This window comes from Escherichia sp. UTM R2, assembly GCF_048593455.1.
Lineage (GTDB): Bacteria > Pseudomonadota > Gammaproteobacteria > Enterobacterales > Enterobacteriaceae > Escherichia > Escherichia coli.
The window spans coordinates 565,259-578,078 of the sequence record NZ_JBFWDY010000002.1 but is presented as its reverse complement, the minus strand read 5'-3'; the positions used below and the strand labels follow the sequence as shown (position 1 = coordinate 578,078).

The following is a 12,820-nucleotide window of genomic DNA, read 5'->3' as shown; positions in this document are numbered from 1 at the left end:
CGCTTATACCTTTGCTTATTTCTGCAATTCCATACGTTTAATGTCGCCAACTACGAAGAGGTAGCAGACCATCGCCATCAGCGCTGAACATCCCACGAAAACCAGTGCTGCATTGAAGGAGTGCAGTTCACTTACCAGGTAGCCAATCACCAGTGGAGTGACAATGGAGGCAACATTGCCAAAGACGTTAAAGACGCCGCCGCAGAGGCCAACAATCTCTTTCGGCGCGGTGTCAGAAATCACCGGCCAGCCCAGCGCACCAAATCCTTTGCCAAAGAAAGCCAGCGCCATCAGCATGACCACCAGCGTGGTGTTGTTGGTGTAGTTACATAAGATGATGGTGGAAGCCAGCAACATTCCCAGCACAATCGGTAGCTTACGTGCCAGGGTCAGGGACAAACCGCGTTTGATCAGATAATCCGAGAAGACACCTCCCAGCACGCCGCCCGCAAAACCACACATTGCCGGAATCGAGGCGACCAGACCCACTTTCAGAATCGACATGCCTTTTTCCTGCACCAGATAAATCGGGAACCAGGTGAGGAAGAACCAGGTGATAGTGTTGATAAAATATTGTCCGAAAAATACGCCCAACATCATGCGGTTAGAGAGCAATTGCTTGATGTAATGCAGTTTGGGACCGCTTGCTGCCGCGCTGCCCGGCTTTTTGTGGTCCATATCGACCACCGCGCCATTTTCAGAGATAAACTTCAGCTCTTCCGCAGACATACGTGGGTGATCTGTCGGGTTATGAATCAACTTGATCCACAGCGCCGTCAGCACAAAACCAATCACCCCCATAACGGTAAAGACGTGCTCCCAGCCCCAGGCGAAAGTCAGCCAGCCAAGCAGAGGCGAAAAGAGCGCCAGCGAGAAATATTGCGCCGAGTTAAAGATGGCGGAGGCAGTACCACGTTCTTTCGTCGGGAACCAGGCGGCGACAATTCGGGCGTTCGCCGGGAATGATGGCGCTTCCGAGAAGCCGAGCATAAAGCGCATAAAGAACATGGAGATCCCAGCCCAGGCCAGCGGAAACATATCAACAAAACCTTGCAGGAAGGTGAATAGCGACCAGAAAAAGAGGCTGTAGGTGTAAACTTTTTTCGAGCCAAACTTATCAAGCAACCAGCCGCCGGGGATTTGCATCAGCAAGTAGGCCCAGCCAAAAGCAGAAAAGATGTAACCCATCGAAACCGCACTTAACTGCAACTCTTTTGCTACTTCAGTACCAGCAATAGACAGCGTTGCACGATCGGCGTAGTTAACGGCGGTAACAATAAAAATAATCAGTAATATTAAATAGCGGGTATGCACGCCTTTCTTTTTTACGTCAACGGTGTCCAGAATCATTTTATTTACCTCGGGTACTTATGCTGATTTTTATTATTATGGGGAAGGTGTTATTTATGAGTTTCATTTATGCCGTAACGACAATGAACTCGGGAATTAGTATAAGCAGCGCGAGAATAATAATCATTGTGCAAACGCTAATTTAATTAATACCATTTGAATATTATTTTGAGCATATGCACATAAGGTTGCGCGCTAAAGCACAGATTTGCGCTTTACCTTGCCGGGCGGCATTGCAATCCCTGAAATGATTGACATTGATCACATTTCTGCGTTTAAACTCCTGACATTCTTATTTCACCCAATGAAGTCATTTATTTTTAAATGAGACCAGGTCCTCATTTTAATAACCCCTGGCTGGAGAATATTGCACAATGGCCAACATCGAAATCAGACAAGAAACGCCAACTGCGTTTTATATAAAAGTTCACGACACAGATAATGTGGCAATTATTGTTAATGATAATGGCCTGAAAGCAGGAACGCGTTTTCCGGATGGGCTGGAATTAATTGAACATATTCCCCAGGGGCATAAAGTCGCATTGCTGGACATTCCGGCTAATGGTGAAATTATTCGTTATGGCGAAGTGATTGGTTACGCCGTGCGCGCAATCCCACGCGGAAGCTGGATCGACGAGTCAATGGTTGTACTGCCGGAAGCGCCGCCATTACACACGCTGCCACTGGCAACCAAAGTGCCGGAACCCTTACCGCCGCTTGAAGGTTACACCTTTGAAGGCTATCGCAATGCCGATGGCAGCGTGGGCACCAAAAACCTGCTCGGCATCACCACCAGCGTCCACTGTGTGGCAGGCGTCGTAGATTACGTGGTGAAAATCATTGAACGCGATCTGCTGCCGAAATACCCGAACGTCGATGGCGTGGTGGGGCTGAATCATCTGTACGGTTGTGGCGTGGCGATTAACGCACCGGCGGCAGTTGTTCCTATTCGTACCATTCACAATATTTCGCTGAACCCAAACTTTGGCGGCGAGGTGATGGTGATTGGCCTGGGTTGCGAGAAATTACAGCCAGAACGCCTGCTGGTCGGCACGGATGATGTACAAGGTATTCCGCTGGAGAACGCCAGTATTGTCAGCTTGCAGGATGAAAAGCATGTCGGTTTTCAGTCCATGGTCGAGGATATTTTGCAGATCGCCGAACGCCATCTACAAAAACTGAATCAACGTCAGCGAGAAACCTGCCCGGCTTCAGAACTGGTCGTTGGTATGCAGTGCGGTGGCAGCGATGCGTTTTCTGGTGTAACGGCAAACCCGGCGGTTGGCTATGCGTCTGATCTACTGGTGCGCTGCGGCGCAACGGTGATGTTCTCAGAAGTAACGGAAGTGCGTGACGCGATTCATCTGCTGACGCCGCGCGCCGTTAACGAAGAGGTCGGCAAACGGCTGCTGGAGGAGATGGAGTGGTACGATAACTATCTCAATATGGGAAAAACCGACCGCAGCGCCAACCCTTCGCCGGGCAACAAGAAAGGCGGTCTGGCAAATGTGGTGGAGAAGGCGCTCGGCTCCATTGCTAAATCGGGTAAAAGTGCAATTGTTGAAGTGCTGTCGCCCGGTCAACGCCCGACTAAACGCGGATTAATTTACGCCGCGACGCCAGCCAGCGATTTTGTCTGTGGCACGCAACAGGTGGCTTCGGGTATCACCGTGCAAGTGTTTACGACCGGCCGTGGTACGCCGTACGGCCTGATGGCGGTACCCGTCATTAAAATGGCAACCCGCACCGAGCTGGCGAACCGCTGGTTTGATTTAATGGATATTAACGCGGGCACTATCGCTACCGGCGAAGAGAGCATTGAAGAGGTGGGCTGGAAGTTGTTCCACTTTATTCTCGACGTCGCCAGCGGGAAGAAGAAAACTTTCTCGGATCAATGGGGACTGCATAACCAGCTGGCGGTGTTTAACCCGGCACCGGTGACCTGATTTCTTTTGGAACGTCCCTCGCAAAACATGGCCTTAGTGCCATGTTTTTATTGTTTAAAGTCCACACATCCATTAATAATGCATTTGCATTACCTTAGTTCAAGCTTATAATTTGAGCAGAAAACAGGCTGTAAAAGGACAGTGAATCATGCCCGCTAATGCTCGCTCTAACGCTGTACTGACCACTGAATCAAAGGTCACGATACGCGGACAAACAACTATCCCCGCGCCAGTGCGTGAGGCCTTAAAACTGAAGCCAGGCCTGGACAGCATTCATTACGAAATTCTGCCTGGTGGGCAAGTATTTATGTGCCGACTGGGAGATGAACAGGAGGATCATACTATGAATGCATTTTTGCGTTTTCTGGATGCAGATATCCAGAACAACCCGCAAAAAACTCGTCCATTCGACACTCAACAAGGAAAGAAACTTGTCGCTGGCATGGACGTCAACATTGACGATGAGATTGGCGACGACGAATAATGGATTTTCCACAAAGGGTTAATGGTTGGGCGCTATATGCTCATCCCTGTTTTCAGGAAACCTACGACGCTTTAGTTGCCGAAGTCGAGACATTAAAGGGAAAAGATCCTGAAAATTATCAGAGAAAAGCCGCCACAAAGTTATTGGCGGTAGTCCATAAAGTGATTGAGGAGCATATCACGGTCAATCCATCATCACCGGCATTCCGTCATGGCAAGTCGTTAGGCTCTGGGAAAAATAAAGACTGGTCACGGGTAAAATTTGGTGCTGGTCGTTATCGTCTCTTCTTTCGTTATAGTGAAAAAGAGAAAGTCATCATTCTGGGATGGATGAACGATGAAAACACTCTGCGCACCTACGGTAAAAAAACAGATGCCTATACCGTATTCAGCAAAATGTTAAAAAGAGGGCATCCTCCTGCCGACTGGGAAACCCTCACCCGAGAGACAGAAGAAACCCATTGATGGTGTTCACAATGCCCGCCGAACGCATTCGTGTTGACCAGCGGGCACCCTTTCTCACTCCCCGACCAGAATCACTTCAACCCCAGCCTTTCGCAGTCCTTCCAGACTATCCGCAGGAATGCCTTCATCAACAATGATCATGTCGATACGTTGAGTATCAATGATCTTATGTAAACTGGAACGATTGAATTTACTGGAATCGGTGACCACGATGATCCGTTCCGCAACTTCGCACATCCGGCGGTTTAAACGGGCTTCATCTTCATTATGCGTGCTGACGCCGCGCTCCAGATCGATCGCATCTACACCAAGAAACAGCATATCGAAGTGGTAATTTTGCAGCGATTGCTCAGCCTGATCGCCGTAAAAAGATTGCGACTGACGGCGCAAATGCCCGCCGGTCATCAGCAGCTCAACGCCTTCCGCTTCCAGCAACGCATTAGCCACGTTCATACCGTTGGTCATCGCAATTACGTCAGTGTGCTTGCGCATCAGACGAGCAATCTCAAAAGTGGTGGTCCCGGAATCGAGGATCACCCGATGACCTGGCTGAATCAACTCAACGGCAGCTTTCGCAACGCTGCGTTTCATCGCGGTGTTCAGCGCGCTTTTATCTTCCACTGATGGCTCGACTGACGGCGTCGTGCTATCGCAGATCAACGCGCCACCATAGGCACGCACAGCGATCCCCTGCTTTTCCAGAAACGCCAGATCGTTGCGGATCGTCACAGTAGATACGCCATACAATGCCGACAGATCGTTAACCTGCACACTCCCTTGCTGTCGCAGACGCTGAATGATCTGTTCTCGTCGCTCGCTGGTGCCTGTCACTCGCTTCTCACCTGAAGCGTCGGTATTACTCATAGTAAGTCCTTTCGTAAAACTTTCGTTTCATTTCGTTTTGCCTATTAACGCCTTTCTATTAAGCAAATGCAAGCCTACCTTGCCCATTGACGCAAGCTACTCTCGTTTCAGTGACTTTCATTATGTTTCTTTTGTGAATCAGATCAGAAAACCATTATCTTTCGTTTTATTTTTATCTCACCATGACGCAGTATCAACTGAAACAAAACGAAAGATTAATATCGCAGTAATCTGAACTGGAGAGGAAAGTGAAACATCTGACAGAAATGGTGAGACAGCACAAAGCGGGCAAAACAAATGGAATTTATGCCGTTTGTTCCGCACATCCGCTGGTGCTGGAGGCTGCAATCCGCTACGCCAGTGCAAACCAAACGCCGTTACTGATTGAAGCAACCTCCAATCAGGTAGACCAGTTCGGCGGTTATACCGGAATGACGCCCGCCGATTTTCGCGGCTTTGTTTGTCAGCTCGCCGACTCGTTGAATTTCCCGCAGGATGCGTTGATTCTGGGTGGTGACCATCTGGGGCCAAACCGCTGGCAAAACCTGCCAGCCGCTCAGGCAATGGCCAATGCCGATGATTTGATTAAAAGCTACGTTGCGGCAGGATTCAAAAAAATCCACCTTGATTGCAGCATGTCCTGTCAGGACGATCCAATTCCCTTAACTGATGACATCGTGGCTGAACGCGCCGCCCGTCTGGCGAAAGTGGCGGAAGAAACCTGTCGCGAACACTTTGGCGAAGCCGATCTGGAGTATGTCATTGGTACCGAAGTGCCGGTACCTGGCGGCGCGCATGAAACCTTAAGCGAGCTGGCGGTCACCACGCCGGATGCCGCCCGCGCCACGCTGGAAGCCCATCGTCACGCCTTTGAAAAGCAAGGTTTGAATGCCATCTGGCCACGCATCATTGCCCTGGTGGTTCAACCCGGCGTCGAATTCGATCACACCAACGTTATTGATTATCAGCCCGCCAAAGCGAGCGCCTTAAGCCAGATGGTCGAAAACTACGAAACGCTGATTTTCGAAGCGCACTCTACCGATTATCAAACGCCGCAATCGCTGCGCCAGCTGGTGATTGACCACTTTGCCATTCTGAAAGTTGGCCCGGCGCTGACCTTCGCCCTGCGTGAAGCCCTTTTTTCTCTGGCGGCGATTGAAGAAGAACTGGTACCAGCGAAAGCCTGTTCCGGTCTGCGTCAGGTGCTGGAAAACGTGATGCTCGACCGCCCGGAATACTGGCAAAGCCACTACCACGGTGACGGCAACGCGCGTCGTCTGGCGCGTGGTTATAGCTACTCGGATCGCGTGCGTTATTACTGGCCGGACAGCCAGATTGATGACGCTTTCGCCCATCTGGTTCGTAATCTGGCGGATTCACCGATTCCGCTGCCGCTCATCAGCCAGTATCTGCCGCTGCAATACGTGAAAGTTCGCTCCGGCGAGCTGCAACCGACGCCACGGGAACTCATTATCAACCATATTCAGGACATCCTGGCGCAGTACCACACAGCCTGTGAAGGCCAATAAGCAAAACAAAGAGGAACACGCTATGCCAAATATTGTTTTAAGCCGGATTGATGAACGCTTGATTCACGGTCAGGTCGGCGTTCAGTGGGTCGGATTTGCGGGGGCAAATCTGGTGCTGGTAGCCAACGATGAGGTTGCCGAAGATCCGGTACAACAAAACCTGATGGAAATGGTACTGGCAGAAGGGATCGCCGTACGTTTCTGGACGCTGCAAAAAGTTATCGACAACATTCATCGCGCCGCCGATCGACAGAAAATCCTGCTGGTTTGTAAAACACCCGCCGATTTCCTGACGCTGGTGAAAGGTGGCGTTCCGGTGAATCGCATTAACGTTGGCAATATGCACTACGCCAATGGCAAGCAACAAATCGCCAAAACGGTTTCTGTGGATGCGGGCGATATCGCAGCATTTAACGACCTGAAAGCCGCTGGGGTGGAATGCTTCGTTCAGGGCGTCCCGACAGAGCCTGCTGTGGACCTCTTTAAATTACTTTGAGGGATTCATCATGGAAATCAGTCTGTTGCAGGCATTCGCGTTGGGCATTATCGCCTTTATCGCTGGCCTGGATATGTTTAACGGCTTAACCCATATGCACCGCCCGGTGGTCCTCGGCCCGTTGGTCGGGCTGGTACTTGGCGATCTGCATACCGGAATTTTAACCGGCGGTACGCTGGAACTGGTATGGATGGGGCTGGCCCCGCTGGCGGGCGCACAGCCGCCTAACGTGATTATCGGTACTATCGTCGGCACGGCGTTTGCCATTACTACTGGCGTGAAACCCGATGTCGCAGTCGGTGTCGCCGTACCTTTCGCTGTCGCAGTACAGATGGGGATTACCTTCCTGTTCTCGGTGATGTCCGGCGTGATGTCTCGCTGCGACCGGATGGCGGAGAACGCCGATACTCGCGGCATTGAACGCGTGAACTATCTGGCACTGCTGGCACTCGGCACTTTCTATTTTCTCTGCGCTTTCCTGCCTATCTACTTCGGCGCGGAACATGCAAAAACCATCATTGATATCCTGCCGCAACGATTAATCGACGGACTCGGCGTCGCGGGCGGCATCATGCCAGCAATCGGTTTTGCCGTGCTGCTGAAAATCATGATGAAAAACGTCTACATCCCCTACTTCATCCTGGGCTTTGTTGCCGCAGCCTGGCTCAAGTTACCGGTGCTGGCTATTGCTGCCGCTGCGCTGGCGATGGCGCTGATCGACCTGCTGCGTAAATCTCCTGAACCGACTCAACCTGCGGCACAGAAAGAGGAATTTGAAGATGGCATCTAATCAAACCACCCTGCCGAACGTCAGTGAAAACGAAGAAACATTGCTGACTGGCGTCAATGAAAACGTGTATGAAGATCAGAGCATTGGCGCGGAGCTGACGAAAAAAGATATCAACCGCGTCGCCTGGCGTTCCATGCTGTTACAAGCGTCTTTTAACTACGAACGTATGCAGGCTTCTGGCTGGTTGTACGGTCTGCTGCCTGCTCTGAAAAAGATCCACACTAACAAACGTGACCTGGCGCGCGCCATGAAAGGGCATATGGGTTTCTTCAATACCCATCCGTTTCTGGTGACGTTTGTTATCGGCATTATCCTTGCGATGGAGCGTTCTAAGCAGGACGTTAACAGTATTCAGAGCACCAAAATTGCCGTCGGCGCACCGCTGGGGGGGATTGGCGATGCCATGTTCTGGCTTACGCTGTTACCCATTTGTGGCGGGATAGGCGCAAGCCTTGCGCTACAAGGCTCTATTCTTGGCGCAGTCGTATTTATTGTGCTGTTCAACGTGGTACACCTGGGGCTGCGTTTTGGTCTGGCGCATTATGCTTACCGCATGGGCGTGGCGGCGATTCCACTCATTAAGGCGAATACCAAAAAAGTCGGCCATGCTGCGTCTATCGTTGGGATGACGGTAATCGGCGCGCTGGTGGCAACCTATGTTCGTTTAAGCACCACGCTGGAAATCACGGCGGGCGACGCAGTGGTTAAGTTACAGGCTGATGTTATCGACAAACTGATGCCTGCCTTCTTACCGCTGGTCTATACCCTGACCATGTTCTGGCTGGTACGCCGCGGCTGGAGTCCGCTGCGCCTGATTGCAGTTACCGTGGTTCTAGGGATCGTCGGTAAATTCTGCCATTTCCTTTAAATACAATGAGGTATTAGATGTTAAGTATTATTTTGACAGGGCATGGCGGGTTTGCCAGTGGCATGGAAAAAGCAATGAAGCAAATCCTCGGCGATCAATCGCAGTTTATTGCCATCGATTTTCCCGAAACCTCAAGCACCGCGCTGCTTACATCGCAGCTTGAAGAGGCCATCGCCCAACTGGATTGTGAAGACGGCATTGTTTTTCTGACGGATTTGCTGGGCGGCACGCCGTTTCGCGTAGCTTCAACGCTGGCGATGCAAAAACCGGGCTGTGAAGTGATTACCGGCACCAATTTGCAACTGCTACTGGAGATGGTGCTGGAGCGCGAAGGGTTAAGCGGTGAAGAATTCCGTGTACAGGCGCTGGAGTGTGGACACCGAGGGCTGACCAGTCTGGTGGACGAGCTAGGCCGCTGCCATGAAGAATGTCCGGTCGAGGAAGGAATATGACACACGTTCTGCGCGCCAGAAGGCTGCTGACTGAAGAGGGATGGCTCGATGACCATCAGTTGTGTATTGCTGATAGTGTCATCGCAGCAATCGAACCGATTCCAGTGGGCGTGACTGAACGCGATGCGGAACTGCTCTGCCCCGCTTACATCGACACCCATGTACACGGTGGTACGGGCGTTGATGTAATGGATGACGCGCCGGATGTGCTCGACAAGCTGGCAATGCACAAGGCACGCGAAGGTGTAGGCAGTTGGTTACCGACCACCGTAACCGCGCCGCTTAATACCATTCATGCGGCGCTGAAACGTATTGCTCAACGTTGCCAAGGCGGCGGACCTGGTGCGCAAGTGCTGGGGAGTTATCTCGAAGGACCGTACTTCACGCCGCAGAATAAAGGCGCGCATCCGCCGGAGCTGTTTCGCGAGCTGGAAATTGCCGAGCTGGATCAATTGATTGCCGTTTCTCAGCACACCTTACGCGTGGTAGCGCTGGCACCGGAAAAAGAAGGGGCAGTGCAGGCCATCCGCCATCTTAAACAGCAAAACGTAAGGGTGATGCTGGGGCATAGCGCGGCGACCTGGCAACAAACCCGCGCCGCATTTGATGCTGGTGCCGACGGCCTGGTGCATTGCTATAACGGGATGACAGGTTTACATCACCGCGAACCGGGAATGGTTGGCGCGGGATTAACGGACAAGCGCGCCTGGCTGGAACTGATAGCCGATGGTCATCATGTGCATCCGGCGGCGATGTCGCTGTGTTGTTGCTGTGCGAAAGAGAGAATCGTGCTGATCACCGACGCGATGCAGGCAGCCGGGATGCCGGATGGTCGCTATACGTTATGTGGTGAAGAAGTGCAGATGCACGGTGGCGTTGTCCGTACCGCGTCCGGTGGGCTGGCGGGCAGTACGCTATCTGTCGATGCAGCAGTGCGCAACATGGTCGAGTTAACGGGCGTAACGCCTGCGGAAGCCATCCATATGGCGTCGCTGCATCCGGCGCGAATGCTGGGTGTTGATGGTGTTCTGGGATCGCTTAAACCGGGCAAACGCGCCAGCGTCGTTGCGCTGGATAGCGGGCTGCATGTGCAACAAATCTGGATTCAGGGTCAATTAGCTTCGTTTTGATGGTTTGCTCCATTATTGGGCCTTCACTTCCCCCGTAAGGCCTTTCTTTTTCTTTCTTTTTGATCTGTGCAGCGGTGTCGGATGCGACGCTAACGCGTCTGATCCGACCTACGGTACGCCGCATCCGGCAATCGGTGCACATAGCAACGTCATCATGCAATTCTTTAATCTTCCCTTGTCTTTTCTTTCAACGATCACAAATTTCGTTTTATTTCCTTTTTCTCAATTGAACTTTCAGTTTCTTTTCTATAGATTTTAATCAACGAAAGACATCACTAAGTGAAATGAAACGAAAGGCAAGTGAAAGCGACAACGCCCGACGTCAAGTTCATCAGACTAAGGATTGAGTTATGCCAGAAAATTACCCCCCTGCTGCCGCCGCAACCGGTACATGGACTGAAGAAGAGATCCGCCATCAGCCTCGCGCATGGATCCGTTCACTCACCAACATCGACGCGCTACGTTCCGCGCTCAATAACTTCCTTGAACCGTTACTGCGCAAAGAGAATCTGCGGATCATCCTGACCGGAGCCGGAACGTCGGCATTTATCGGTGACATCATCGCGCCGTGGCTCGCCAGCCATACCGGTAAAAACTTCAGCGCCGTACCGACCACCGATCTGGTCACCAATCCGATGGACTACCTGAATCCAGCTCATCCGCTGCTGTTGATCTCCTTCGGTCGATCCGGCAACAGCCCGGAAAGCGTCGCCGCCGTGGAACTGGCAAATCAATTTGTACCCGAGTGCTATCACCTGCCGATCACCTGCAACGAAGCGGGCGCTCTTTACCAAAACGCGATCAACAGCGACAACGCGTTTGCCCTGCTGATGCCCGCAGAAACGCACGATCGCGGCTTTGCGATGACCAGCAGCATTACCACCATGATGGCCAGCTGCCTCGCGGTTTTCGCACCTGAGACGATCAACAGCCAAACCTTCCGCGACGTGGCGGATCGTTGCCAGGCGATCCTGACCTCATTGGGCGATTTCAGCGAAGGTGTGTTTGGTTACGCACCGTGGAAACGGATCGTTTATCTCGGCAGCGGTGGCTTACAGGGCGCAGCACGCGAGTCGGCGCTGAAAGTGCTGGAACTGACTGCGGGTAAACTGGCGGCCTTCTATGATTCCCCGACCGGATTCCGTCATGGCCCGAAATCGCTGGTCGATAACGAAACGCTGGTGGTGGTATTTGTCTCAAGCCACCCTTACACCCGTCAGTATGATCTTGATCTGCTGGCTGAACTTCGCCGTGACAACCAGGCAATGCGCGTAATCGCCATCGCCGCGGAAAGCACCGACATCGTCGCTGCCGGTCCACATATTATCCTGCCGCCGTCACGTCACTTTATCGACGTTGAGCAGGCATTTTGCTTCCTGATGTACGCCCAGACGTTTGCACTGATGCAGTCGCTGCACATGGGCAATACGCCGGATACCCCATCAGCCAGCGGCACCGTTAACCGCGTGGTGCAAGGCGTAATCATTCATCCGTGGCAGGCATAAGAGGATCGCATTATGAGCATTATCTCCACTAAATATCTGTTACAGGACGCCCAGGCCAATGGCTACGCGGTGCCTGCCTTTAACATTCATAACGCCGAGACGATCCAGGCGATCCTCGAAGTGTGCAGTGAAATGCGATCGCCGGTGATCCTCGCCGGAACGCCGGGGACCTTTAAACACATAGCGCTGGAAGAGATCTACGCCCTGTGTAGCGCCTATTCCACAACCTACAACATGCCACTGGCGCTGCATCTCGACCACCACGAATCGCTGGATGATATTCGCCGTAAAGTCCACGCAGGCGTGCGCAGTGCGATGATCGACGGCAGCCACTTCCCGTTTGCCGAGAACGTAAAGCTGGTGAAATCGGTTGTCGACTTCTGCCACTCCCAGGATTGCAGCGTGGAAGCAGAACTGGGCCGCCTGGGCGGTGTTGAAGATGACATGAGCGTTGACGCCGAAAGTGCATTCCTGACCGATCCACAAGAAGCTAAACGCTTTGTCGAGCTGACTGGCGTCGACAGCCTGGCGGTAGCGATTGGTACGGCGCACGGCTTATACAGCAAAACGCCGAAGATTGATTTCCAGCGGCTGGCGGAAATTCGTGAAGTGGTGGATGTTCCTCTGGTGCTGCATGGTGCCAGCGATGTTCCGGATGAATTTGTCCGTCGTACTATTGAACTTGGCGTCACAAAAGTGAACGTTGCCACAGAATTAAAAATAGCCTTCGCTGGCGCGGTTAAAGCCTGGTTTGCGGAAAATCCGCAGGGTAATGATCCTCGTTATTATATGCGCGTCGGAATGGATGCGATGAAAGAAGTTGTCAGAAATAAAATTAATGTCTGTGGTTCAGCGAATCGAATTTCAGCATAATCATTAGTTTTTTATGATTTATCCCAATGTACTTCCCGATTAATATCGGGGAGTGCCTTAATGGAAAAG

The 12,820-nt window shown here is 52.0% G+C and carries 13 protein-coding genes; 11 read left to right on the top strand and 2 right to left on the bottom strand.

Annotated elements, in window-relative coordinates:
• Window positions 1–15: 15 nt before the first annotated feature.
• A complete protein-coding gene (gene garP, locus AB4H76_RS03625) occupies window positions 16–1,350 on the bottom strand; it encodes a galactarate/glucarate/glycerate transporter GarP (protein WP_077492475.1) in 1,335 nt (444 codons plus the stop codon).
• Window positions 1,351–1,724: 374 nt separating this feature from the next.
• On the opposite strand from garP, the gene garD reads away from it, so the two are divergent.
• From garD to yhaV, 3 genes are all read left to right on the top strand, one after another.
• On the top strand, window positions 1,725–3,296 hold the full coding sequence (garD, locus tag AB4H76_RS03620; protein ID WP_001753084.1) for a galactarate dehydratase: 1,572 nt from the start codon (window positions 1,725–1,727) through the stop codon (window positions 3,294–3,296).
• 148 nt (window positions 3,297–3,444) lie between these two features.
• Window positions 3,445–3,780, top strand: coding sequence for a type II toxin-antitoxin system antitoxin PrlF (gene prlF, locus AB4H76_RS03615; protein WP_021547164.1), 336 nt, complete (start codon window positions 3,445–3,447; stop codon window positions 3,778–3,780).
• Window positions 3,780–4,244, top strand: a complete 465-nt coding sequence (yhaV, locus tag AB4H76_RS03610) for a type II toxin-antitoxin system ribonuclease toxin YhaV (protein WP_000347273.1) — start codon at window positions 3,780–3,782, stop codon at window positions 4,242–4,244. The genes prlF and yhaV overlap by 1 nt, the downstream gene beginning before the upstream one ends.
• A gap of 54 nt (window positions 4,245–4,298) precedes the next feature.
• Here the strand turns inward: yhaV and agaR are convergent, their stop codons facing one another.
• Window positions 4,299–5,108, bottom strand: a complete 810-nt coding sequence (gene agaR, locus AB4H76_RS03605) for an aga operon transcriptional regulator AgaR (RefSeq protein WP_000072187.1) — start codon at window positions 5,106–5,108, stop codon at window positions 4,299–4,301.
• Window positions 5,109–5,356: 248 nt separating this feature from the next.
• On the opposite strand from agaR, the gene kbaZ reads away from it, so the two are divergent.
• The 8 genes from kbaZ to kbaY all read left to right on the top strand — a co-directional run bounded on the left by kbaZ (window position 5,357) and on the right by kbaY (window position 12,751).
• Window positions 5,357–6,637 carry a tagatose-bisphosphate aldolase subunit KbaZ gene (gene kbaZ / locus AB4H76_RS03600; protein ID WP_042096485.1) on the top strand — a complete coding sequence of 427 codons (1,281 nt, stop codon included), beginning with the start codon at window positions 5,357–5,359 and terminating at the stop codon, window positions 6,635–6,637.
• A 22-nt stretch (window positions 6,638–6,659) separates the two neighbouring features.
• Window positions 6,660–7,133, top strand: coding sequence for a PTS N-acetylgalactosamine transporter subunit IIB (agaV, locus tag AB4H76_RS03595; protein WP_001295547.1), 474 nt, complete (start codon window positions 6,660–6,662; stop codon window positions 7,131–7,133).
• 10 nt (window positions 7,134–7,143) lie between these two features.
• Complete coding sequence (gene agaW, locus AB4H76_RS03590; RefSeq protein ID WP_077492473.1) at window positions 7,144–7,923, top strand: PTS N-acetylgalactosamine transporter subunit IIC; 780 nt, start codon at window positions 7,144–7,146, stop codon at window positions 7,921–7,923.
• Complete coding sequence (agaE, locus tag AB4H76_RS03585) at window positions 7,913–8,791, top strand: PTS N-acetylgalactosamine transporter subunit IID (protein WP_001295548.1); 879 nt, start codon at window positions 7,913–7,915, stop codon at window positions 8,789–8,791. The genes agaW and agaE overlap by 11 nt, the downstream gene beginning before the upstream one ends.
• 17 nt (window positions 8,792–8,808) lie before the next feature.
• Window positions 8,809–9,243, top strand: a complete 435-nt coding sequence (gene agaF / locus AB4H76_RS03580; RefSeq protein WP_000948814.1) for a PTS galactosamine/N-acetylgalactosamine transporter subunit IIA — start codon at window positions 8,809–8,811, stop codon at window positions 9,241–9,243.
• Window positions 9,240–10,373, top strand: coding sequence for an N-acetylglucosamine-6-phosphate deacetylase (gene nagA / locus AB4H76_RS03575; RefSeq protein WP_077492471.1), 1,134 nt, complete (start codon window positions 9,240–9,242; stop codon window positions 10,371–10,373). Before agaF ends, nagA begins: the two co-directional genes overlap by 4 nt.
• 350 nt (window positions 10,374–10,723) lie before the next feature.
• Entirely contained in the window at window positions 10,724–11,878 is a 1,155-nt protein-coding gene (locus tag AB4H76_RS03570; protein WP_001433711.1) for an AgaS family sugar isomerase, read from the top strand.
• 12 nt (window positions 11,879–11,890) lie between these two features.
• Entirely contained in the window at window positions 11,891–12,751 is an 861-nt protein-coding gene (gene kbaY / locus AB4H76_RS03565; RefSeq protein ID WP_000022766.1) for a tagatose-bisphosphate aldolase subunit KbaY, read from the top strand.
• Window positions 12,752–12,820: the final 69 nt, after the last annotated feature.